The 22,005-nt window shown below is 62.9% G+C and carries 19 protein-coding genes and 2 tRNA genes; 10 read left to right on the top strand and 11 right to left on the bottom strand.

The annotated features are described in order from the left end of the window. Positions 1 to 21 precede the first annotated feature (21 nt). On the bottom strand, positions 22 to 990 hold the full coding sequence (locus tag PRZ03_RS05755; RefSeq protein ID WP_263533307.1) for a serine/threonine protein kinase: 969 nt from the start codon (positions 988 to 990) through the stop codon (positions 22 to 24). Between the two features lie 46 nt (positions 991 to 1,036). Between PRZ03_RS05755 and PRZ03_RS05750 the strand changes: the two genes are divergently transcribed. From PRZ03_RS05750 to PRZ03_RS05735, 4 genes are all read left to right on the top strand, one after another. Next, the gene (locus tag PRZ03_RS05750; RefSeq protein ID WP_409993928.1) at positions 1,037 to 1,957 is read left to right on the top strand and encodes a YicC/YloC family endoribonuclease; all 921 of its coding nucleotides are present in this window, start codon (positions 1,037 to 1,039) and stop codon (positions 1,955 to 1,957) included. 19 nt (positions 1,958 to 1,976) lie between these two features. After that, positions 1,977 to 2,597 (top strand): guanylate kinase, encoded by a 621-nt coding sequence (gene gmk / locus PRZ03_RS05745; protein WP_273599421.1) that lies wholly within the window; start codon positions 1,977 to 1,979, stop codon positions 2,595 to 2,597. Between the two features lie 32 nt (positions 2,598 to 2,629). Continuing rightward, entirely contained in the window at positions 2,630 to 2,833 is a 204-nt protein-coding gene (gene rpoZ, locus PRZ03_RS05740) for a DNA-directed RNA polymerase subunit omega (protein WP_124452325.1), read from the top strand. Positions 2,834 to 2,944: 111 nt separating this feature from the next. Continuing rightward, positions 2,945 to 5,233, top strand: a complete 2,289-nt coding sequence (locus PRZ03_RS05735; protein WP_273599420.1) for a RelA/SpoT family protein — start codon at positions 2,945 to 2,947, stop codon at positions 5,231 to 5,233. A 142-nt stretch (positions 5,234 to 5,375) separates the two neighbouring features. On the opposite strand, the gene greB is transcribed toward PRZ03_RS05735, so the two are convergent. Then, positions 5,376 to 5,954, bottom strand: a complete 579-nt coding sequence (greB, locus tag PRZ03_RS05730) for a transcription elongation factor GreB (RefSeq protein WP_273599419.1) — start codon at positions 5,952 to 5,954, stop codon at positions 5,376 to 5,378. A 57-nt stretch (positions 5,955 to 6,011) separates the two neighbouring features. Here greB and PRZ03_RS05725 point away from each other — a divergent pair, with 57 nt between their 5' ends. After that, the gene (locus PRZ03_RS05725) at positions 6,012 to 7,148 is read left to right on the top strand and encodes a CaiB/BaiF CoA transferase family protein (protein ID WP_273599418.1); all 1,137 of its coding nucleotides are present in this window, start codon (positions 6,012 to 6,014) and stop codon (positions 7,146 to 7,148) included. Positions 7,149 to 7,251: 103 nt separating this feature from the next. Here the strand turns inward: PRZ03_RS05725 and PRZ03_RS05720 are convergent. The 8 genes from PRZ03_RS05720 to PRZ03_RS05685 form a co-directional block, all read right to left on the bottom strand. After that, positions 7,252 to 7,328, bottom strand: a tRNA-Arg gene (locus PRZ03_RS05720). Between the two features lie 167 nt (positions 7,329 to 7,495). Then, positions 7,496 to 7,572 (bottom strand) — tRNA-Arg (locus tag PRZ03_RS05715). Between the two features lie 60 nt (positions 7,573 to 7,632). After that, positions 7,633 to 8,880, bottom strand: a complete 1,248-nt coding sequence (locus PRZ03_RS05710; RefSeq protein WP_273599417.1) for a heme biosynthesis HemY N-terminal domain-containing protein — start codon at positions 8,878 to 8,880, stop codon at positions 7,633 to 7,635. Between the two features lie 15 nt (positions 8,881 to 8,895). Further along, the gene (locus tag PRZ03_RS05705) at positions 8,896 to 10,056 is read right to left on the bottom strand and encodes a uroporphyrinogen-III C-methyltransferase (protein ID WP_263533314.1); all 1,161 of its coding nucleotides are present in this window, start codon (positions 10,054 to 10,056) and stop codon (positions 8,896 to 8,898) included. Beyond that, positions 10,053 to 10,850 (bottom strand): uroporphyrinogen-III synthase, encoded by a 798-nt coding sequence (locus PRZ03_RS05700; RefSeq protein ID WP_273599416.1) that lies wholly within the window; start codon positions 10,848 to 10,850, stop codon positions 10,053 to 10,055. The genes PRZ03_RS05705 and PRZ03_RS05700 overlap by 4 nt, the downstream gene beginning before the upstream one ends. 9 nt (positions 10,851 to 10,859) lie before the next feature. Then, positions 10,860 to 11,789 carry a hydroxymethylbilane synthase gene (gene hemC / locus PRZ03_RS05695; protein ID WP_273599415.1) on the bottom strand — a complete coding sequence of 310 codons (930 nt, stop codon included), beginning with the start codon at positions 11,787 to 11,789 and terminating at the stop codon, positions 10,860 to 10,862. 35 nt (positions 11,790 to 11,824) lie between these two features. Continuing rightward, a complete protein-coding gene (locus PRZ03_RS05690) occupies positions 11,825 to 12,550 on the bottom strand; it encodes a response regulator (protein WP_273599414.1) in 726 nt (241 codons plus the stop codon). After that, positions 12,547 to 14,055 (bottom strand): ATP-binding protein, encoded by a 1,509-nt coding sequence (locus PRZ03_RS05685; RefSeq protein WP_273599413.1) that lies wholly within the window; start codon positions 14,053 to 14,055, stop codon positions 12,547 to 12,549. Before PRZ03_RS05685 ends, PRZ03_RS05690 begins: the two co-directional genes overlap by 4 nt. 161 nt (positions 14,056 to 14,216) lie before the next feature. Between PRZ03_RS05685 and PRZ03_RS05680 the strand changes: the two genes are divergently transcribed. The 5 genes from PRZ03_RS05680 to PRZ03_RS05660 all read left to right on the top strand — a co-directional run bounded on the left by PRZ03_RS05680 (position 14,217) and on the right by PRZ03_RS05660 (position 21,123). Then, positions 14,217 to 15,482 (top strand): cytochrome-c peroxidase, encoded by a 1,266-nt coding sequence (locus PRZ03_RS05680; RefSeq protein WP_273599412.1) that lies wholly within the window; start codon positions 14,217 to 14,219, stop codon positions 15,480 to 15,482. A 98-nt stretch (positions 15,483 to 15,580) separates the two neighbouring features. Next, on the top strand, positions 15,581 to 18,409 hold the full coding sequence (gene ppc, locus PRZ03_RS05675; protein WP_273599411.1) for a phosphoenolpyruvate carboxylase: 2,829 nt from the start codon (positions 15,581 to 15,583) through the stop codon (positions 18,407 to 18,409). Between the two features lie 72 nt (positions 18,410 to 18,481). Next, positions 18,482 to 18,694 carry a putative motility protein gene (locus PRZ03_RS05670; RefSeq protein ID WP_273599410.1) on the top strand — a complete coding sequence of 71 codons (213 nt, stop codon included), beginning with the start codon at positions 18,482 to 18,484 and terminating at the stop codon, positions 18,692 to 18,694. Between the two features lie 127 nt (positions 18,695 to 18,821). Next, on the top strand, positions 18,822 to 20,507 hold the full coding sequence (locus tag PRZ03_RS05665; protein WP_263533322.1) for a response regulator: 1,686 nt from the start codon (positions 18,822 to 18,824) through the stop codon (positions 20,505 to 20,507). Positions 20,508 to 20,511: 4 nt separating this feature from the next. Continuing rightward, complete coding sequence (locus PRZ03_RS05660) at positions 20,512 to 21,123, top strand: sensor histidine kinase (RefSeq protein WP_273599409.1); 612 nt, start codon at positions 20,512 to 20,514, stop codon at positions 21,121 to 21,123. Positions 21,124 to 21,142: 19 nt separating this feature from the next. Here the strand turns inward: PRZ03_RS05660 and PRZ03_RS05655 are convergent, their stop codons facing one another. Beyond that, entirely contained in the window at positions 21,143 to 21,988 is an 846-nt protein-coding gene (locus PRZ03_RS05655) for a LytR/AlgR family response regulator transcription factor (protein ID WP_273599408.1), read from the bottom strand. Between the last annotated feature and the right edge of the window lie 17 nt (positions 21,989 to 22,005).

Genomic DNA, 22,005 nt, shown 5'->3' with positions numbered 1-22,005 from the left:
GAAAGTGAGCGAGGGGGCTCATCAAGCTTTTGCTCCGGTCTTGAGATTTTCCAGTTGCAGCTTCAGCCGCTCACTGAAGCTCAGCTTGGTGTAGCGCCTCTCGGTCTCGCGCGCCAGTTCCTTTTGCAATGAAAACACGCTTTGCGGGCGCGCCAAAGGGTCCAGCGACATGCACCACTCGGCGACTTCGATCATATTGTCGGAGTAGACATTGCGCAGCCGAGACAGGCTCAGCGCCAACCTATCCTTTTCTAAGCGCTGAGGTGCATCGTTGGGCGGATAGCCCTGCATACAGGCGTAGATGCACGCACCGATCGCGTAGATATCGGTCCAGGGGCCTAAAGCGCCATCGCGACGGTACATCTCGGGTGCGGCAAAACCCGGCGTATACATCGGCCGGATGAAGTTACCTTCCTTGGACAGTACTTCGCGCGCGGCGCCAAAGTCCAAGAGCACCGCCTTGTTTTCATTGGTGATGAAGATATTGGCCGGCTTGATGTCCAAATGCAGCATCTTGTGCTGATGCACGATGCGCAGGCCGCGCAGAATCTCGTCAAACAAGCTGCGTATGGTGGACTCGCGGAAGACCTTGTCGCGCTTCATGTCGCGCGCCGTCACGATGAAGTCCTGCAAGGTGTCGCCCTGCAAGTAATTCATCACCATGTAGACGGTTTCGTTCTCGCGCAGGAAGTTCAAGACCGAGACCACGCTGGGGTGCGAGATCTGCGCCAGCGAGCGCCCCTCTTCAAAGAAACTCTTCAGGCCGAGCCGGTACAGCGGCTGCTTCTCGGGCCGCACGCGCGGCGTCAGCTCGCCCGGCGAACGCTCGGCCAAGCTGGAAGGCAGGTATTCTTTCAGGGCGACGAGGTGGTGTTCGGGGTCTTCGGCGAGGTAAACCACGCCGAATCCACCTGCTGCCAGTCGTTTGATGATCTGGTAGCCCCCAACGACGGTGCCTGCAGGCAGGGGCGCCGGTTTAGGCTTTGACATAATCGAGTTTTATCTACTTACCGGACGCTAGATGCCAGTCTACAGCATGACAGGATATGCCAGCGCCAGCTCGCAGCCCTCCGCCCCTACCGAATCTTCCGGGGTCGCAAGCCCCGCCAGCGCAGCCGTCCATACGGCCGTGACGGTGGAATTGCGCTCCGTCAACGGCCGCTTTCTTGACCTGGGATTCCGCATGCCGGAAGACCTGCGTGGGCTTGAGCCGGCCTTGCGGGAATTGCTGACGGGCAAGCTCAAGCGCGGCAAGATCGAGTTGCGCATCAACACCCAGCGCGATGTCGAAGGTTCATGGCCGCAGCCGCAGTCCGATCAATTGAACCGTTTGTCACGCCTGGAAGGCACGGTGCAAAACTGGCTACCCAAGGCGCAGCCGCTGTCGGTCCATGAGGCCTTGCAGTGGTGCAAGGGCGGTGGCGCGGCGACCGAGAAGCTCGATGAGCCGGCAATGGAAGCCGCCCGCAAATGCGTGGAGGGGCTGCTGGAAGCGCGCGAGCGCGAAGGCGAAAAACTGGTTGCCATCCTGATGGAGCGGGTCTCCAAACTGCGCGAATTGGCCGACGCGGCCGAACCCATGCTGCCCGCCATCGTGCAGCGTCAGCAGCAGCGCTTCCTGGAGCGCTGGCAAGAAGCCTTGGCCAGCACCGGCGCGGCCCAGACCATCCCCGAGGAGAATCTCAAAGAGCGCGCGCTGAATGAAGCGGCCGCTTATGCGATCCGGATCGACGTGGCCGAGGAACTCGCTCGTTTGCGCGCACATCTGGAAGAAATTGCTCGCCTACTGAAAAAAGGCGGAGAGATTGGCAAGCGGCTGGACTTCCTGATCCAAGAGCTGCACCGCGAGGCCAACACCTTGGGATCCAAGGCAGCCGCACTTGAGCTGACCAATATCTCGGTCGAGATGAAGGTCGCCGTCGAACAACTGCGCGAGCAAGTTCAGAACATTGAATAAGCCAAAGAATCGATAGAGCATGGAATACCCAGGCAATTTATTCGTCGTCGCAGCACCCAGCGGGGCCGGCAAGTCCAGCTTGGTCAAAGCCTTGTTGGAGCTTGACGCCAAGCTGGACGTCTCGATCTCCCACACCTCGCGCGCGCCACGCGGGCAAGAGCAACATGGCCGCGAGTACTGGTTCACCACGGTCGAAGAATTCAAGGCGATGGCCGCGCGCGGCGAGTTCTTTGAATGGGCCGAAGTACACGGCAATCTCTACGGCACCTCGCGCACCGCGATCGAAGCCCGCATGGCTCATGGCGACGATGTGGTGCTGGAGATTGACTTTCAGGGCGCTTTGCAGATCAAGCAGCTGTTCCCCTACGCGGTCCTGGTTTTCATCTTGCCGCCCAGCTGGGAAGAGTTGGAGCAGCGCTTGAACCGGCGCGGCGACACCGACCCGGCGGTGATCGCCAGACGCATGGCCAACGCCCGCATCGAGGTAGCACAGGCCCAAAAGTTCGATTTTGTGGTGGTAAATGCCGTCTTTGACACCGCTGTTTTTGATTTGAAGGCGATTGTTCACGCGCAGCGGTTAAAATACGCGGCTCAGCGCAGAAATCGGTCCGCCGTTTTCCTGGCGCTCGATCTGCCCTAGTTTTTCACCGAACACCTGTACTGGAACCCAAAATGGCCCGCATCACTGTTGAAGACTGCCTGACCAAGATCCCTAACCGCTTCCAGTTGGTGCTCGCTGCAACCTACCGCGCTCGCATGTTGAGCCAAGGCCACACGCCAAAAATTGAGAGCAAGAACAAGCCAGGCGTGACCGCCTTGCGTGAAATTGCTGCCGGCGAAGTTGGCATCGAGATGCTGCGCAAGGTGCCGGTCTAAGCAGCACCGAGCGATAAATTTCGCTGCACGCGGGCGCCTTCGGGCGCCCGTTGTCGTTTCTGTGTGCCCCTGTGCGCTAGCTTGCCCCGCTGATGCGTTAAATTAGGCGCTATGGGTTTTCGATCATTTGCTGCCTCCCGTTTGCCTGCGGCCCTCACCGGCCTACCAGGCCTGCGTTCGCCCATCGAGCCGACCGCTGCCGAAGCGGCGTCTTTCGACGCCTTGCTGCATCTGCTGAGCTATCTGCCCAAGGCCGATATCAAGCGCGTGCGCGAGGCCTATAAATTCGCCGACGAGGCCCATCTGGGCCAGTTCCGCGCCAGCGGTGAACCCTACATCACCCATCCGATCGCGGTGGCCGGCATCTGCGCCGAATGGCGTCTCGACGCACAAGCCATCATGGCTGCGCTGATGCATGACGCGATGGAGGATTGCGGCGTCACCAAGACCGAGTTGATCGAGCGCTTCGAGGCACCCACAGCGGAATTGGTCGACGGCCTGACCAAGCTGGACAAGCTGCAGTTCTCGACCAAGGAAGAATCGCAGGCCGAGAGCTTTCGCAAGATGCTGCTGGCGATGGCACGCGATGTGCGCGTAATCCTGATCAAGCTGGCCGACCGTTTGCACAATATGCGCACCATGGAGGCGATGGCCGCCATCAAACGCCGCCGCATCGCGCGCGAAACGCTGGACATCTACGCCCCGATTGCGCATCGCCTGGGTCTGAACCAGATTTACCGCGAACTGCAAGACCTGTCCTTCCAGCATATCAACCCATGGCGCCATGCCGCCTTGAGCAAGGCCATCTCCAAGGCGCGCGGCAATCGGCGCGATCTGGTGTCGCGGATTGAAAAAGATGTGCTGAAGGCCTTTGAGGGCGCGCAATACAAAGCAGAGATCGACGGCCGCGAGAAGACCATCTATTCCATCTATAAAAAGATGAAGGACAAGCACCTGAGTTTTGCTCAGGTCAGCGACATTTTTGGCTTTCGGGTCGTCGTGGCCGACCTGCCCCACTGCTACCTCAGCCTGGGCGTGCTGCACCAACTCTACAAGCCACAGCCTGGCCGCTTCAAGGATTACATCGCCATCCCCAAGCCGAATGGCTATCAGTCCCTGCACACCACCCTGGTGAGCCCGCTGGGCACGCCGGTGGAGTTCCAGATTCGCACCGAAGCCATGCATATGGTGGCCGAAAAAGGTGTCGCCGCACATTGGCTCTACAAGGACAGTGGCGGCGCGCACAGCGCACAGCAAATGGGTGCGCGCTGGTTGCAGTCACTGATCGAGATTCAAGACGAAACCCGTGACGCCAACGAGTTTCTTGAGCATGTCAAGATCGACCTATTCCCCGACGCCGTCTACGTCTTCACGCCCAAGTCCAAGATCATGGCCCTGCCCAAGGGCGCCACGCCGGTGGACTTTGCCTACGCGATCCACTCCGATGTGGGTGACCATTGCGTGGCGGCGCAAATCAATGGCGAGGCCGTGCCTTTGCGGACTGAATTGCGCAGCGGCGATGTAATCGAGATCGTTACTGCGGCCGGGGCTCGCCCGAATCCGGCCTGGCTGAGCTTTGTACGCACCGGCCGCGCACGCTCCAAGATCCGGCATTTCTTGAAGAATCTGGAGCAAGACGAATCGCGCGATTTGGGCGAAAAAATGCTCTCGCAAGCCTTGCGTGCCGAAGGCTTGGCTTTGCCCAGCCTGCATGAGGACGCCGAAGAAGCCGCCGGCACCGACAGTGCCGCCCAGCTCTGGCAGCAACTGGCGCGTTGGGCCGGCAACCGCCATGTGGACGAGTTGCTGGTGGAGATTGGCCTGGGCCGCAAGATCGCCACCATCGTGGCCAAGAAGCTGGCCCGCATGTTGTCCGCGCAGGGCCAGCGGCCCGACGCCGTGATGCTCAGCATGGGGCGCTTCGCCGCTGACGCCGAGCCGGCCCAGGGGCAGGTCACGCTGGACGGCAGCGAAGGCGCCTCGGTGCGCTTAGCTACTTGTTGCCGGCCGATCCCCGGCGATGAGGTAAAGGGCTATTTGGGCCGCGGCGAAGGCCTGCTGGTTCACACCGCCGAATGCCAGGTGGGCCGCAAGCTGTTTGCGCGTGACAGCGAGCATTGGATTGCCGTCCACTGGGCCGATGAGTTGACCCGCCCCTTTGAAGCCGCCGTCTCGCTGCTGCTCAACAACGGCAAGGGTGTGCTGGCGCAAGTCGCTGCCGCCGTCAGCGCGGCCGAAGCCGACATCACACATATCTTGATGAGCGACGAGTCGCAACAGCGCGAAACCGCCGAGATGAATCTGCTGCTGTCGGTGCGCGACCGTCTGCACTTGGCCGATGTGCTGCGCACCTTGAAACGCTCTCCGGCCGTATTGCGGGTTTGGCGCGTCAAGCCGTAGGCCCCAATTCCCGTTGATTTGCGAGTACGCAGGCGGTCCCCCGAGGGGACGCCGATGATCGCGGGGGTTACCCCACGATCACATCGGCACAGGGCCTGCCTTGGGGCGGCCCGGCGTCCGGCCTTCTTCGACTCAATTCGGCCTATGCGCCCGAAGAACCAGGTGCCGGATAGCGCACTTCCAGGACCTCGATCTGCTCCAGCCCGCCCGGCGTCATCAGCTGCAACTCATCCCCCTCGCGTGACTTCAGCAGCACACGCGCTATCGGCGCAATCCAGCTGACCTCGCCGGCCAAGCTGTCAGACTCGTCAATGCCCTTGATGGTGATGGTGCGCTCTTCGCCTTTGGCGTTTGAGTAGGTCACGGTCGCGCCGAAAAAGACCTGATCCTTGCCGTAGTGGATGCTGGGGTCGGCGACCTCAGCGATATCCAGCCGCTTGGTCAAAAAGCGCAAGCGGCGGTCAATTTCGCGCAAGCGCTTCTTGCCGTACAAATAATCGCCATTCTCGGAGCGGTCACCATTCTTGGCGGCCCAGGAAACAATTTCGACGATCTTGGGACGCTCCTCATCCAGCAGCGTCATAAACTCCGCCCGCATGCGGGCATAGCCCTCGGGCGTCATGTAGTTGCGAGTGCCTTGCGGTAAGGCAGGTAGCGCGCCTGAAGCGCCCTCCTCTTCATCGTCTTGATGGTCGCTTTCTTTGGTGAATGCCTTGTTCATGCGTGTATTGTGGCGCCAAGCCAATCGCCCACGCACTTCAACCAGGTTATCCGAACGATGAGCAATCAAGCTGCCAAGGGTCCACTGCAAGGTCTGCGCGTGATCGAGATGGCCGGCCTCGGCCCAGCGCCCTTTTGCGGCAGATTGCTGGCCGACATGGGCGCCGACGTGATCGTGATCGAGCGACCTGCGGCCTTGAGGGGTTTGAACACCGGCAACGCAATCAACCGCGGCAAACGCTCGATCTGCCTGGACCTGAAGTCAGCGCTGGGCCTGCAGGCTGCCAAGACCTTGATCAACGGCGCCAGCGCCTTGATTGAAGGCTATAGACCCGGCGTGATGGAGCATCTCTGCCTGGCACCGGCAATTTTCGAGGTCAGCAACCCGCAGCTGGTGTTTGGCCGCGTCACCGGCTGGGGCCAGACCGGGCCGCTCGCCCAAGCGCCGGGCCACGACATCAATTTTGTCGCCCTGAGCGGCGTCAGCACTATTGCCTCACGGGCAGGTGCGGCGCCCAGCTTGCCCGCCACCTTGATCGGCGATATGGCGGGCGGCGCAATGTTTCTCGCCTTTGGTCTGCTCTGCGCCATTCTGGAGGCCCAGCGCAGCGGCCGGGGTCAGGTCGTGGACGCTGCGATGATCGACGGCGTCAGTGCGCTCAGCGGTTTGATCCATTCGATGCGGGGCAGTGGCATGTGGCCCGCCACGCCGGAGCAAAACCTGTTCCTGCACAACTCGCCCTTTTACGACAGCTTTGAATGCGCGGACGGCCGCTACATCACCCTGGGCGCGCTGGAGCCAAAGTTCTACCGCGAGATGTTGCGTTTGCTCGAACTCAGCGACGTTGACCCGGCCCGGCAATATGACGCCGCCCAATGGCCAAGCCTACGAGCGCGCGTGGCTGATCGGATCAAAAGCAAAACGCGCACGCAATGGTGCGAGCTGCTGGAAGGCTCGGATGCCTGCTTTGCGCCGGTATTGACCTTGGACGAAGCCGCCGAACATCCGCACAACCGCTGGCGCGGCAACTTTGTGGAGGTAATGGGCGAACTTCAAGCGGCCGCCGCGCCGCGTTTTTCACGCAGTCAAGCTCGGCCGCCACAAGCGGGGCCGCTGCCGGGGCAACACAGCAGGGAGTTGCTGCTCGAACTGGGCTTCAATTTGGAACAAATCAAACAAATGGCGCCTGCCTGAATTGGCGCCCCAGAACTGGTGGCCAATTTGCAATTGGATAAACCAAAGTACAAATAGAAAAGGGCCAGTGATTTCTCACTGGCCCTTCCCGTTTTTATGGTTTTGGTGCGGCTGGCAGGATTCGAACCCACGACCCCTTGGTTCGTAGCCAAGTACTCTATCCAACTGAGCTACAGCCGCTCCAAGCCCTCTACTATAGCATCGAATTATCGACCAAAGCAAAAGAATCAAATATTCTTCACAAAACTGCCACTCAAAATCCTCGGCAGGAATTGAAAAAGCACCCATGATTTCTCATGAGTGCTTTTCAGTTTCTTATTAGCGTACTTTTCGGTACTTCTTATTTTTGGTGCGGCTGGCAGGATTCGAACCCACGACCCCTTGGTTCGTAGCCAAGTACTCTATCCAACTGAGCTACAGCCGCCAAGCCTCGCAGTGTAGCACGATTTTTACTTGGCTTGCAAGCCTTTCGGCCCAAACAGTTTTACTGAATCAAGGCTGCAGCCTCATGGCAGCGCGCACGTCGTTCTTGATTGCCGTCGCCATCGGCCATCTGCGCCAACATCAACCAACTCCGCCGCCGCGCCGCAGCAGGCATGGCATGGTCTTCACCCACCTGCTCCAACATCATGCGGGCTTTGCCCCAGAGCTGACGCTCGGCCAGCGCATGACCCAGGGCATAGGCCAGATATTTGTCGCGCGGGAAGCGCTGCACCGCAGACTCCAGACGCTGCAGCCATTCCGGGCCTAGCCCCGGTAAGACCGGCACCAAGGCCTCGGCCAGCACCGCCCTGTCATCTGGCGTCAGGTCGGCAATATCGTCCCAGAACGGACGCAGCCAGCCGCGGCCATCTTCCGGTGCGCCCAGCGCAGCGGCGCGCTGAGTGGCGCGGGCGGCGACCACCACATCACGCCTGTCGACATTGTCGAGTTGCTGCCAAACAGCGCGGAGCTGATCCGCATCACGCGCGCCGTCCAGCGCCTCAAAGGCCAGCGACCTCAGCAAGCCCTGCGCTGCAGCCTTGGAAAAGCCCTGATGCTTGGCCAATAAACGAGCTGTGCGCAAGGCCTCCAAGGGCTGTTTGGCCAAGCGAGTGGCCTGCAGCTTCAAACGCAGTGCTTGTGTGCGACGCGCCACGCCCGGATTCAAGTCAGCCAGCAAGTCCAGCGCACGGCCGGCATCGCGGTCATCCAAGGCCCATTCGGCCGCCAGCAACAAGGCGCCCTCTTCTTGGGCTCGGGTGGTTGAGCTGCGCTTGGACAACTCCAAAGCCAACTGCAACTGCTCATCCCTGCGCCGCCTGTCCTGCAGGCGATGTGCGCTGCTGGCGCAGAGTAAATGACCCAGCGCGGTGAAGCCTGGGTCTTGCACCAGTTCCGGCGTCTGCTGGTGAATGCTCAAGGCCCGCTGAGCGGCCTTTTGAGCGCGGCCATAGCGCGCACCGAAAAACTCGGCCAAGGCTTCACGCAGCGCCAGCTGTGCCGAACGTTCGCGCTGCGCAAGGCGCCAGGCTCGCGCACGTTCGGGCAAGGTCGTCAAGGCGTGCAGCGTCTGAATCGCGGTCACCAGCGCAAAACAGGAACCCACCAAAACCAACAAGAACAGATTCAGCGAGACATCAAGCCGCCAGCCATTCCAATAGAAACTGGCCAGGCCGTCGTTGCGTCCCAGCACCAGCGCCGCAACCACAGCCACGGCAAACAGCAAAATCAACCAAATAACGGTGCGCATCGCCCTTGCCCCCGTTCAGCGTCCGGCCGCTGCGGCGGCCAAGGCCGCCAGCGTGTCGTCGGGTCGGGGCACGTTGACTTGACGCGCTTGGCCCGCCACTTGACGGATCAAGTCATTAGCCGCCACCACCTTGCGCGATTGCGGGTCAAAGTAGCGCGCCAAGGCCTCTTGGGCATCGCGCAGGTCGGCTTGTGCGGTATCAAACTGTCGACTCAACAAGGCCAGCCGCGCATTGAGCAGACGGAGCTTCAGATTTTCGCGCAAGAAAAAGGCTTGATCCGGGGCCAGCAAGGCAGCCTCGGGATGATCGATCCGGGTCACGCGCAACAAGGTTCTGGCCTCACCCCACACCAAGCCGGCGGCTTCGCTCAAGCCGGTTTTGGCCTGCCACCACCAAGTCGCCAACGTACCATCGGCTGGCGCGGCAGGCTTGGCGCCTGTACCTTGGCTACGGGTATTTTTCGGCGTGTTGGCCGCCGCCGCCTTGTCCTCGCGGCCCTTGCCGTCGGAACGCTCGGCACTCGCCATCAAGGGCAATTCATCCAGAAGACGCACCACCTCGTCGAGCTTGATCGTCAGCGTCGACATATCGACCACGCTGATCGCCTTGACCCGGTCCAGGTCGCGCGCCACGGCCCGGCGCACGCCTTCCATGCGCGGCTGCTTGTAGCGCAATAGGCGCTCCTCGGCCTGCTTCAGCGTCGCGATCAAGGGCTCGGCGCTACCGGTGATGCTGGACTGCTGCAAGGCGACACGGATGGAAGCCTCGATATCGCCAATCACATTCTCATCCCGCGAGCGCGACATCGATTGAATCAACTCCTCCAACTGGCCCCGCTGCAAGGCCACTTCGGCCAAGCGTGCGTCGAGCAAAGCCACTTTGGCCGCGGTATCACGCGTCAAGTCTTGCGACTGCTTGGATGCTGCCTTGGCTTCGCTGGCATCGGCCTGCACCAAAGCTTGGCGGCGCACCAATTCCTGCTCCAGCGCTTGTTGCCGGCTGAGGCCTTGCCAGGCCAAGCCAAGGCCGCCAAATGATGTCAGGGCCAAGATCACCGCCGTCACCGGCAACCAGCCGGGCAAAGCGGCGCTTGGGGCGGCCACAGGGTAAGGTGCGGCGGACGAGACGGCGGGCGCGGGGCCGGTCTCTTGAGGGGTTTGTTGGGTTTCACTCACAGTGAAAATGATTGTAGGGGCCGGCCTCGCATCACACCCAAGGCTTCGGCCACTGCGCGTGCATCGGGTCGCGCCAAAACCACATGCCCCACGCCAAGTTCCTCGGCGCGCGCCGCAATTCGCGCATGAGTCGCAATGCAGCGTGCATGTCGCCAATCAACAGCAGGCCCGCTCAGCGTCTGCAAGTGGCCAATCGCCTCGGCACTGCTGAACAGCCAAACATAGCGCCCGGGCGCGTTCAGTGCCGCTTGCAGCAAGGCCTGCTCGGGCGGCGTCAGCTCTGGGCAGCGCCGCTGGTAGACGCTGAAAAACTCGGGCATGGCGCCCAACTCGCGCAAGCGATCGGCCAGCCATTCACGCCCACCGTCGCCTCTGATCATCAGCACACGCCGGCCGCCCCAAGCGCGCTCGCGCAGCTGGGGCCACAGATGTTCGGAGTCCAGGCTCGGCGAATCGGCCGGCGGCTGCACGATCAAGGCCGCCGGAACGCCGGCTGCGCGCAAGGCCTGCGCACTGCCCGGGCCTACACAAGCCGCCAGGGTGTGCGCGGGCCACGCGAAACCCGGCGCTTGCGCGGCAAAAAAATTCGTCACCGCATTCGGGCTGACAAACACCGCCAAAGCAGCTGTTGGCAACAAGGTTCCGGCGGCGCGAGCCGCCTGCCCGTCGGTCGGCACGATGTCGATCAAGGGCAGGCTGACCGCCTGCACCCCCAATGCCGCCATACGTGCCAGCCATTCACCCGCCTGCTGCTTGGGGCGGGTCAGCAATAGCGTCGGTTCAGCCTCGCTCACAGCGAACTTTCACGCGTGCGGCAAATAGCTTTGCGCACCCAAATCCCGCAAGGCCTGCGCGGCCTGCTCGCCGAAGCTCAAGGCCTGCTCGACCGACTGCACGGCGGCCCGAATAGAAGCCTTCAGCAGTGGGCGCTCGGTCTGCTCCGCGTCGCCCAGGGCGACGGCCATGTGCAGCTCGGCCCCAACCCAATGGGCATGCGCTGCCAGCGGCATGCTACAGCTGCCGCCCAGGCTGCGTGAAACAGCACGCTCGGCCTGTGTTGCCAGCCAGGTGGGGGTATCGATCAAGCCGCTCAGACTGCTTTTCAGGCCAAGCGCGTCGGCACGCACCTCAATCCCGAGCGCACCTTGGCCGGCGCAGGGAATCATTTCCTCAACGCTGAAGCAGCAGCGAATGCGCGATGCCAGCCCAAGCCGCTTGAGCCCCGCCGAGGCCAAGACAATCGCGGCATAACCGCCCTCGTCGAGCTTGCGCAAGCGGGTGTCCAGATTGCCGCGCAAGGGCTCAATCTGCAGGTCGGGCCGCAAGGCCTTGAGCTGCACCACGCGGCGCAGACTGGAAGTGCCGACCACCGCCCCCTGCGGCAATTCGGCCAGGCTGGCATAGAGATTGGAAACAAAGGCGTCACGCGGATCTTCGCGCTCAAGAATCGCCACCAGCTCGAAGCCGGCCGGCAATTCCATCGGCACATCCTTCAAGGAATGCACGGCCAGGTGGGCCCGGCCCTCCTCCAAGGCGGTTTCCAGCTCCTTGACGAACAGTCCCTTGCCGCCCACCTTGGACAAGCTGCGGTCGAGAATCTGGTCGCCGCGGGTCGTCATGCCCAGCAGGTCGACCCGCAATTGCAGGCGCTGCTCCAGCAAGGCTTTGACATGCTCGGCCTGCCACAGGGCAAGGCGACTTTCACGGGTTGCGATGATGATGTTTTCGGTCATGACCGAATGCTATCAGGCGAGTCACCCACCCTGCTTCAAGCAATAGCAGCCGGATCAAAGCGATAGCCGACGCCATAGACCGCGCTGATGCAATCCTGCGGCGGCTGCAGCGCGGCCAACTTGCGGCGGATGTTCTTGACATGGCTATCGACCACGCGGTCGCTGACGTCGCGGAAATCTTCATGGATGGCGTCCAGCAATTGGCTGCGCTCGAACACACGGCCGGGCTGCGACAAGAGCAAGCGCAGCAATTTGAACTCCACCGGCGTCAGATGCAAGACCTGACCCTCCCAAGCCAGGCGCTGGCCTGCTTCGTCCACGGTGAAGCCGCCGATCAAGGGCTGAGCAGGACCTTGCTGCCCGGCCGGCGTCAAGCGGCCATCGGCGCGCCGCAACAAAGCCCGCACCCGAGCCACGACCTCGCGCGGACTGAATGGTTTGCAGACATAGTCATCGGCACCCAACTCCAGGCCCAAGAGTCGGTCCAGCTCATCGACCCGAGCGCTGATGATGACGATGGGCAGATCGGACAGCAGGCGCACGCCCCGGCACACCTCCAGACCGTCCAGGCCCGGCAGCATCAAGTCCAGCAACATCGCCGCCGGCTTCGCCTGGCTGCTGTCTTGCACGCGTTGCAAGGCTTCCCGCCCATCGGCCAGCCATTCGCAGACATAGCCGGCGGCGTGCAAGTAATCGCACAGCACAGCGGCTAGCTTGGGCTCATCTTCAACAACCAGAATGCGTCGCTCTTCATGTTTCATGCCGTCCCCTTTGCTGCCGGCGGCCGCAAGGGCAAGGTCAGGCGCAGCGTCAATCCGCCCAAGCTCGAAGGCTCAGCCTGCAGATGCCCGCCGTGACTGCGGGCGATGGCCTGCGCCACACCCAGCCCCAAGCCACTGCCGCCGGCCTGCCGGCTGCGCGAGGCATCCACCCGGTAAAGCGGCTCGAATAAATGCGCCAAGGCGGCAGCCGGCACGCCCGGCTTGCTGTCCTCCAGGCTGACCTCGATATGCTCGCCCAGGAGCCTGGCACTCAGGCGCACCAAGCCCGGCGCATCGGTATAGCGCAAGCTGTTTTCAAGCAGATTAGCCATCATCTGAGCGATGCGCTCTCCGTCCCACAGCGCTTGAGGCAAGGCCTGCGGCCAATCGGACTGCAAGGTCAAACCGGCAGCCACCGCGCGCGAGCGAATCCGCGCCAAGGCTTCGCTCAACAGGGCAGGCACATCGGTCGGCGCGAAACTGCAAGGCAACTCCTGCAGTTCGGACATCGCCAGGGTATGGAAGTCATCGGTCAGCCGACTCAAGCGCTGCACCTCATCTTGCAGTGACGGCAGCGCCGCAGCGTCCAGCGGCCGGATGCCGTCTTGCAAGGCCTCCAACTCAGCACGCAGCACCGCCAAGGGCGTGCGCAACTCATGCGAAAGCTCGGCAATCCAGCGCCGCCGGCTCGATTCCAGCCGCGCCAGCGCCGCAGCCATGGCATTGATGTCCTCGCTGAGTTCGCCCAGCTCGTCATCGCGCTGTTTGGCTATACGCACCGTCAACTCGCCATGGGCGATTCTGCGGGTCGCCGCCTGCGCCGCTTGAAGCGGCCGCACCCAACGCGCCGCAAGCAAGCGCGCCGCCAACAGCGCCAGCGCAATCAACAAGACCGCCATGCCGCCCAAGCCCCAATATTGACGGCGCAAAAAGCTCGCATCGACGCCTTGCGCGGGGCCGGCCCGCTCGGCCAAACGCAACATCAAGACGGTGTCGCCCTCAACTTTGAGCGCACGCAGCTGCCCGGGCAAATCGATCACTTCTCGGTGACCGGCCAGCGCCCGCGTACCACTTGCGTCCAGGAGCACGAGACGGGGCCCGAACAAATTGGGGTCACCATTGGGCCGCGGTGGAGGAGGAGGTGGTGGTGGCCGATCGCGCCAGCCTCCCAAAAGAGGTGGCCGGCGCGGCGGCGGCCGTCCGGCATCAGGTTCATCAAAACCACCCCCCGCACGACGGCCATCACTCAAGTCAAGGCTGCCGTCCAACCACTGCCTCAGCACGGGCCGCCACTGTTCGGGTCGCTCGGGCCACAAGCCCGGCACTTGCCTGCGCTGCGCCAAGTCTTGCTCGGCCAGCAGCATCAGGCGATCCAGCATTTGGCCATCTTGGGCGCGCAAATAGTCGCTGAAGCCAGCGCGCAAATTCCACGCCACTACACCCGCCATCGCCAACACCGCCAAGGCCGTGCTGGCCAGCAACAGCAGCGAAAGTTGATGAAGCAAGCGTAAGCGAATGCGCAAAGGAGTGGACCGCAAGGGAGTGAAACGCCATCTTACGCAGACATTGATCGGCAACTATGGAGCCCATCTCCACATTTCATCCATCCTCTGTGCACAGACTCTGGCCAAGCTTGCGCTCACCCCTTGGCTTGACGGAGAACCCTATGAACGGCCCCAGCAAAATTCGCCGCCCCTTGTTCGCCCACTTTGGCGCTGGCGCATTACTGATCTTGAGTGCCTGTGGCGGAGGCAGCGGCGGAGGCGCAAGCGACACAACAGTAGCCCCGATGGCCAAGCCGGCCCCGGCCCCGGCCCCGGCTCCTGCTCCTGCGCCGGCACCAAACCCTGCGCCACTGACCCTGAGCGAAGTCGGCGATCGCCTGTTCAATGAAGTCAGCCTGTCGGCCAGCGGCAAGCTGTCCTGCGCGGGCTGCCATGTGCAAGCGGCTGGCCATGCCGACCCCGCCGGTGGCTTCCTGCCGCTGGGCGGCATCGATGGTCAGGCGCAAGGCCTGCGCAGCAGCCCCAGCCTGAACTACCTCGAAGGCGCGGGCGCCTTCCGCTTCAATGCCCAAGGCGACCCACAGGGCGGTCTGTTCTGGGACGGCCGCGCCGACAGCCGTGAGGCGCAAGCCCGTGGCCCCTTGTTCAACGCCAAAGAGATGGCCAATACGGAAGGGCCGGCCTTCAGCAACAAGCTGCGCGCCTTGAGCTACTTCCCCGACCTTGTGCGCAGCGCCAATCTGAGCGTCAGCGCCAGCGACGAGCAATTGCTGCAGGCCGTCACCAGCGCCTTGGCGGCCTATCAAACCACCGATATTGACTTCCACGCGCACAGCAGCAAGTTCGACGCGGTGCAGGCCGGCCGCGCCAGCTTCACGGCCCAAGAGGCACGCGGGCTGGCCACCTTCAATGACCCGCAGCGCGGCAATTGCGCGGCCTGCCATGACAGCTCGCCCAGGCCTAACGGCCAGCCCGCCGCCTTCACCAACTTCCGTTACTTCGCCCTCGGCGTGCCGCGCAACAGCAGCCAGGCCACGGCTGACCCCGCCTTTTTCGACCTCGGTCTATGCGGCCCGCAGCGCAGCGACTTGAGCGGCCGCAGCGATTTATGCGGCATGTTCAAAGTACCGACGCTTCGCAATGTGGCCTTGACCGCGCCCTATTTTCACAACGGCGCCGTCAAGACCTTGGAGGATGCCGTGGCCTTTTACGCCACCCGCGACAGCGACCCAGCACGCTGGTACCCGGTCGTGGCCGGCCAGGTGCAGCGCTTCAACGACCTGCCCGTTGCCTACCGGGCCAATGTTCACCAGGGTCCACCGTTCGGACGGCGCGCCAATCAGCCGCCGGCCTTGAGCCCTCAAGATGTGGGCGATCTGGTCGCTTTCTTGCACACGCTGTCGGACGGATTCAACAGTTCGCCCTAATCTGCACAGGCTGGGCTGGCAAGGCGCAAAGAAACTGTTAAAGTCAGAAACATGTAACTTGGTTACATGCATGTTTCACCCTTCTGACGAGCCCCGCCATGCCGCCCAAGCCAGTAAGCCCAGTGTCCCGCGCCAAAAAGTCTGCACCTACTGCTGCCGACAAAAACCTGCCCTTGATGGATGACATTCGTCTGCTGGGCCGCATTCTGGGCGAGGTGATTCGCGAGCAAGAGGGGCGCGACACCTATGAGCTGATCGAGCGCATCCGCAAGCTCTCGGTCGCGTATCGCCACAAGGCCGACGCACAGGCGGGAAAAAGCTTTGACAAGCTGCTCAAGAGCCTGAGCGGCGAGCAAGCGGTCAGCGTGATCCGCGCCTTCAGCTATTTCTCGCATCTGGCCAATATCGCCGAAGACCGCCACCATGTGCGCCGGCGCGAGATCCATGAACGCGCCGGTAGCCAACAAGCCGGCTCGCTGGCATTCGCGCTGGAGCGCCTACATGACGCCGGCGTGCGCCCGGCCGAGATCGCCAAGACGCTGCACCACGGCTTCATCTCGCCCGTCTTGACCGCCCACCCGACCGAGGTGCAGCGCAAAAGCATTCTGGACGCCGAGCGCGCCGTCGCGCAGTTGGTCGAGCAGAGGGATGACTTGCACACCGAGCGCGAGCACCGTGACAACGAGGCCGCCATCCGCGCCCGCGTGACCCAGCTCTGGCAGACCCGCATGCTGCGCTACAGCAAGCTCACAGTCGCCGACGAGATCGAAAACGCGCTGTCCTACTACCAGTCAACCTTTTTGCGCCAGATCCCCAAGCTCTATGCCGAGCTGGAAGAAGCGCTGCCGGGGCACGACTTCAACAGCTTCTTGCGCATGGGCCATTGGATCGGCGGCGACCGTGACGGCAACCCCAATGTCACCGCCACCACCATGCGCCATGCGCTGGCGCGCCAGAGCGAGGTGGCGCTGCGCCATTACCTGACCGAGCTGCATGAACTGGGCGCGGAGCTGTCGATTTCGGCAAGGCTGGCACAGGTCTCGCCCGCGATGCAGGCCTTGGCCGAACGCAGCCCGGACCGCAACGAGCACCGCATGGACGAGCCCTATCGCCGAGCTTTGACGGGCATGTATGCGCGCGCCGCCGCCACCTTGCACCAGCTGACCGGCACCGAGGCGATGCGCCATGCGGTCGCACCCCAAGAGCCCTATGCAAGCGCCGACGAGCTGCTGGCCGATCTGGCCGTGATCGAAGCTTCGCTGCGCAGCAACCACGCCGAGGCCCTGATCGCGCCGCGCCTGAAGCCGCTGATGCGTGCGGTGCGGGTGTTTGGCTTCCACCTCGCCACGCTGGATCTGCGCCAAAGCTCCGATCAGCATGAGGCCGTGCTGGCCGAGCTGCTGCAGATCGCCCGCATCGAATCGGATTACTCCAGCCTGAACGAGGCGCACAAGCGCGAGTTGCTGCTCAAGCTGCTGAACGACGCTCGTCCCTTGCGCGTGCACGGTGCCGAATACAGCGAACGCAGCTTGACCGAGTTGGCGGTTTTTGAGGCAGCGCGCGAATCGCTGCAGCGCTTCGGCCGCGAGTCGCTGCGCCACTACATCATCTCGCACACCGAGTCGGTCAGCGACCTGCTGGAAGTGCTGCTGCTGCTGAAGGAAGTCGGCCTGCTGCGCGGCACGCTGGACACCGGCACCGCCGTCAACGACCTGATCGTCTCGCCGCTGTTCGAGACCATCGGTGACCTGCGCGAGGCGCCGGCCATCATGGCCGAGTTCTACGAGTTGCCGGGTGTCGCCGACATGCTGATCCGCAGTGGCGCCGAGCAAGACATCATGCTGGGCTACTCCGACTCCAACAAGGACGGCGGCGTCTTCACCAGCAGCTGGGAGCTCTACCGCGCCGAGATCGCGCTGGTCGAGATGTTCGAGAAGCTGCGCACCGCGCATGGCATCACGCTGCGCCTGTTCCACGGCCGCGGCGGCACGGTCGGCCGGGGCGGCGGCCCGAGCTACCAGGCCATCCTGGCCCAGCCTCCGGGCACCGTCAACGGCCAGATCCGCTTGACCGAACAGGGCGAGGTGATTGCCTCCAAGTACGCTAACCCCGAAATCGGCCGGCGCAATCTGGAGACGCTGGTGGCGGCCACGCTGGAAGCCACGCTGCTGCACCCGACCAAGAACGCGCCAAAGAGCTTCCTGGAGGCGGCGCAAACGCTGTCCGACGCCAGCTTCAAGGCCTATCGCGGCCTAGTCTATGACACGCCCGGTTTTGCCGAATACTTCTTTGCCGCCACGCCGATTCGCGAAATTGCCGAGTTGAATATCGGCTCACGCCCCGCTTCGCGCAAGGCGACCCGCGCGATCGAAGACCTGCGCGCCATCCCCTGGGGCTTCAGCTGGGGCCAGAGCCGCGTAGCACTCCCCGGCTGGTGTGGCTTCGGCTCTGCGGTGCTGGAGTTCTTGGGTGAAGAAGGCTCGGTTCAACACACGCAAAACCTGACCCTGCTCAAGCGCATGCTCAAGGGCTGGCCCTTCTTCCGCACCTTGTTGTCGAATTTGGACATGGTCTTGGCCAAGACCGATCTGGGCATTGCCGAGCGCTATGTCGAACTGGTCGAGGACAAGCGCCTGGGCAAAAGGATCTTCGCTGCCGTCAAGGCGGAGTTCGAGCGCACCCAACAAGCGCTGAGCCTGATCACCGGCGAAGCCAACCGCCTGTCCGGCAACCCGGCGCTGGCGCGCTCGATCGAGCACCGCTTCCCCTATATCGACCCGCTGAACCATTTGCAGGTCGAGCTGATGCGGCGCTACCGCGCCATTCCGGCGGACAAGCGGACAGAAGATCCGGCACTCGAGCGCGTGCAGCGCGGCATTCATTTGTCGATCAACGGGATTGCGGCGGGGTTGCGCAATACCGGTTAAAGCTGGCGGGCCGCTCAAGTTGAGCGGCCTTTTTGCCGATGACGAAAGCATCCCCCTCAAGGAGCATGCGTCATGGATCTCGCCAACACCGCCCTGGTCAATAACGCCGGATCGGCCTCGCCGGGTTCGGTGCAAGGCTCCGCGCAAATGATGGTGCTCAAAAAAGCCATCAATCTGCAGGCCCAAGGGGTGATGGACTTGCTGGGCAGCTTACCGCCTACGCCAGCACAGCCTGCGCTGGCCACCAGCGGGTCGCTCGGAACCCGACTGAACACCTACGCCTGAAAAATATTGGGCTTCGGCATGCTCGCCGTGCCGCGCAGCGATTCGTCCGTTAAGCTCTGGCTTGCGAGCAAACTTCTATGCGTTGCGCCTGATCACAGAGTTAGGCGCTCGACCAAGGCCACAGCCCATGCATATTGAAACTCCCTACGCCAAGATCGAAGCCTTGGTGGTTGACGATATGGCCACCCAGCAAACCACGCTGCGTGGTCAGTTGGGCATGGTGGGGGTGGGCAAGATTGACGCGGCCGGCTCGGCCGAAGATGCGCTGCGCATGATCAAGGCCAAACGCTACGGCCTGATTCTGTGCGATTACAACCTCAACCATCGCACCGACGGCCAGCAGCTGTTCGAGTTGCTGCGCGAGCAGCGCCTGCTCGCCCCCGATTGCCTGTTCTTCATGATCACGGCCGAAAGCAATTACAACTCGGTGGCGGCCGCCAGCGAGCATATGCCCGACGCCTATTTGCTCAAGCCCATCACCGCCGGCGATATCGAGGACCGACTGAAGAATCAACTCGACAAGCGCCAGGCGCTGCTGGAGATCAACCGCCAGCTGAACAAAAACGATTTAGCCGCCGCCGTGGCGGCCTGCGACGCCTTACTGGCCAAAAAAGACCGCTGGTATATGCATGCGCTGCAAATCAAGGCGCAGGCCCTGCTCGATCTGGGCTGCCCCGATGACGCCAAGCGCATCTACCAGGATGCGCTGGCCTTGCGCGATGGACTGATGTGGGCGCAGCTGGGCCTGGTCAAGGCCGCCAAGGCCTCGGGCAAGTTCGAAGAATCCAAACGCCTGGGCCAAGAAATCTTGGGCAGCGCGGAAGGTGCCAAATGCCTGGCCGCTTTTGACCTGGTGGCCGCCTCGATGGAGGCACTGGGCGACACCGGCAGCGCGCTGGCGCTGATGAAGCAAGCCGCGCAAGTCGTGCCTTCGGCCAAACGCCTGCGTGTGCTGTCGGAGAGCGCCTATCGCAATGGAGACCTTGTCACGGCAAAAGCCAGCTTGGCCAAGGCCTTGAAGTCCAGCCAGGGCGCCATGACCGCGAACTCGCAAGACTTGCTGACCATGGCGCAGGCCCAAGTCGATATGGGCGAGGCCAAGGAGGCCTTGGAGACCCTCAGCGAAGCCGCCACGCGAGGCGCCCACACGCCCGAATTTGACAATGTAGCCTTGGCCATACGCGCGCAAGCCCATGCGCTGCAGGGCGACACGGCCAAGGCGGAAAAAGAAGCCGCCTCGGCACTCGCCGGCCTGCCCCAAGGCAAGGCTGACTTTGCCACCGTCACCGTGGCGCGCGCCGCGCTGCAGGCCGGTCATGTCGAGGCCGGCCTAGCGCTGCTGCGTCAAGCAGTCAATGCCGATCATGAAAACTCGCGCGTCCAGCAACTGATCTGCAAAGCCCTGGTCGACACCGGCCACCCCGAGCAAGTTGAGTTGCTGGTCAAGGCCGCCACCCAAGGCCTGAAGACCCGGCTGCATGAGGCCAAGCGCCTGCTGCGGGCCGGCGAGCTGGATGCGGCCCTGGAGGCGATTGAAGCTGAATTGTCGGAGTACCCCGACAACACCACCGTCTTGCTGGAATGCGCGCAGATGAATTGCATGTCGCTGCGCCTGAAAAAATCACTGGACGAGCGCCGTGTCGAGCAGGTGCGCGATTATCTGGCACGGTTGGAAAAACTGCTGCCAGCCAATGACCGCGTGGCCAGCATGCGCCGCTATTTGCGCGAGACGCTGGCCGCCTTGCAGACCAAGGGTGCAGCGGTGGAGTTGTCCAACAGCCCGGCATCCAGCTTCGGCAAACTGGTGAAATAGTGGCATGAACCGAGAGTTGTTGGCCCTGTTCGTGCATGACATCAAGAACCAGCTGGGTGTACTTGAGGCCGAGTTGCACTTGCTAGAGGCCGAGCCCGACCGGGCACGCGCCCACCGCGCCCACCAGCATTGTTCGCAGTTGCGCCAGCGACTGATCGCCTATCTGACCCTCTACGCCTCGGACGACAGGCCCATGAGCGCACAGGCCGAAGATGAATCGCCGCTGGAGTTTCTGCAAAAGCTCTTGAAGGTGGACTCGCGGCCGGACGGCGCGCCGCTGCGCTTGGGCGAAGTGAGCCAGGCGCCGCCTTTTTGGTATTTTGACGCCCGCCTGGTGCTGTTGGCCATGGAGGCGGCACTGCACAATGCTTGGCGCTTTGCCCGCTCCGATGTCTTGCTAGGCGCCGCTCAAGTAGACGCTTACCTGGTGCTCTCGGTCGAGGATGACGGGCTGGGTCTGGGCAGCAAAGACCCATCCAGCCGCTCATCCACCGGCTTGGGGATGGAGCTCTGCGCGGCGGTCGCTCGCGCTCATAGAAACGGCGAGCGGCAGGGTCGGGTCTTGCTGGCGCCGCGCCCGGAAGGCGGCACAAAATTCGAGATCTGGCTGCCCTGAGCCTTGACGGCCTGAATAATCAGCCGCCCTGCCCCGCCAGCGCTTCACGCACGGCCGCAACTTGCCGCCGGGATACCGCCAACCACTCGTTGACGCCGGCAATCCGCACCGCCCAACCGTCGGCACCGTCGGCGCTGTCGGCGCTGTCACTGTTCGCTTCGTCCTCACCGGCATGGCTGACCGCATGGCGCTGCAACTCGCGCACCGCCGCCTTGGCCACCAAAGCATTGCGGTGCACGCGCAGAAAGCGTTCGCCCAAGCGCGGTTCCAGGTCCGACAAGCTGCCGTCCATCACCAGGCTTTGCGTAGCGGTGCGCAGGGTCAAATACTTCAGCTCGGCCTTGAAATACAGCACCTCGGCCAAGGGCACGCGCAAGAGCCGGCCGCGGTCGCTCACATTGATCACGCCGTCTGGCTCGCCAAGCGGCAAGCCCCGACCCTCTGGCTGGGCCTGCATGGCGGCACGTTCGGCCAGGCGCTGAGCGACCCGCAGCAAAGCGGCTTGCAGGCGCTCGCGGCGTACCGGCTTGCTCAAGTAGTCGGTCGCCTCCAGTTCAAAAGCCTGCAGCGCATGCTCGGCATGGGCGGTGACGAACACCACCGCCGGGCTATTTCCGCCCAGCTGAGCCTGCGCCCGCAAGGCGCCGGCCAGTTGCAACCCGTCGGGCCCGGGCATTTGCACATCCAGCAAGACCAGGTCGCAACGATGCTCGCGCAGCCAAGCTTGCGCCTGCGAAGCGCTGCCGGCCTCAGCCAGCACCTCGGCACGCGGGTCGACACAGCCTTCGAGCAAGCTGCGCAAACGCAGCCGCGCCAAGGGCTCGTCATCGACCAATAAAACCTTCAACAAGGACGGCACAGACATCGGGCAGCTCCATTGAA

This window comes from Roseateles albus (genome assembly GCF_028595345.1).
Classification (GTDB): domain Bacteria; phylum Pseudomonadota; class Gammaproteobacteria; order Burkholderiales; family Burkholderiaceae_C; genus Paucibacter_A; species Paucibacter_A albus.
Note: the sequence above shows the minus strand (reverse complement) of the source record. Positions and strands in the feature narration are given on the sequence as shown.

Excerpts from the sequence above, each read along its gene's own strand:
- PRZ03_RS05755 (WP_263533307.1), bottom strand. The coding sequence starts at position 990 with ATGTCAAAGCCTAAACCGGCGCCCCTGCCTGCAGGCACCGTCGTTGGG.
- PRZ03_RS05750 (WP_409993928.1), top strand. The coding sequence starts at position 1,037 with ATGACAGGATATGCCAGCGCCAGCTCGCAGCCCTCCGCCCCTACCGAA.
- gmk (WP_273599421.1), top strand. The coding sequence starts at position 1,977 with ATGGAATACCCAGGCAATTTATTCGTCGTCGCAGCACCCAGCGGGGCC.
- rpoZ (WP_124452325.1), top strand. The coding sequence starts at position 2,630 with ATGGCCCGCATCACTGTTGAAGACTGCCTGACCAAGATCCCTAACCGC.
- PRZ03_RS05735 (WP_273599420.1), top strand. The coding sequence starts at position 2,945 with ATGGGTTTTCGATCATTTGCTGCCTCCCGTTTGCCTGCGGCCCTCACC.
- greB (WP_273599419.1), bottom strand. The coding sequence starts at position 5,954 with ATGAACAAGGCATTCACCAAAGAAAGCGACCATCAAGACGATGAAGAG.
- PRZ03_RS05725 (WP_273599418.1), top strand. The coding sequence starts at position 6,012 with ATGAGCAATCAAGCTGCCAAGGGTCCACTGCAAGGTCTGCGCGTGATC.
- PRZ03_RS05710 (WP_273599417.1), bottom strand. The coding sequence starts at position 8,880 with ATGCGCACCGTTATTTGGTTGATTTTGCTGTTTGCCGTGGCTGTGGTT.
- hemC (WP_273599415.1), bottom strand. The coding sequence starts at position 11,789 with ATGACCGAAAACATCATCATCGCAACCCGTGAAAGTCGCCTTGCCCTG.
- PRZ03_RS05690 (WP_273599414.1), bottom strand. The coding sequence starts at position 12,550 with ATGAAACATGAAGAGCGACGCATTCTGGTTGTTGAAGATGAGCCCAAG.
- PRZ03_RS05680 (WP_273599412.1), top strand. The coding sequence starts at position 14,217 with ATGAACGGCCCCAGCAAAATTCGCCGCCCCTTGTTCGCCCACTTTGGC.
- ppc (WP_273599411.1), top strand. The coding sequence starts at position 15,581 with ATGCCGCCCAAGCCAGTAAGCCCAGTGTCCCGCGCCAAAAAGTCTGCA.
- PRZ03_RS05670 (WP_273599410.1), top strand. The coding sequence starts at position 18,482 with ATGGATCTCGCCAACACCGCCCTGGTCAATAACGCCGGATCGGCCTCG.
- PRZ03_RS05665 (WP_263533322.1), top strand. The coding sequence starts at position 18,822 with ATGCATATTGAAACTCCCTACGCCAAGATCGAAGCCTTGGTGGTTGAC.
- PRZ03_RS05660 (WP_273599409.1), top strand. The coding sequence starts at position 20,512 with ATGAACCGAGAGTTGTTGGCCCTGTTCGTGCATGACATCAAGAACCAG.
- PRZ03_RS05655 (WP_273599408.1), bottom strand. The coding sequence starts at position 21,988 with ATGTCTGTGCCGTCCTTGTTGAAGGTTTTATTGGTCGATGACGAGCCC.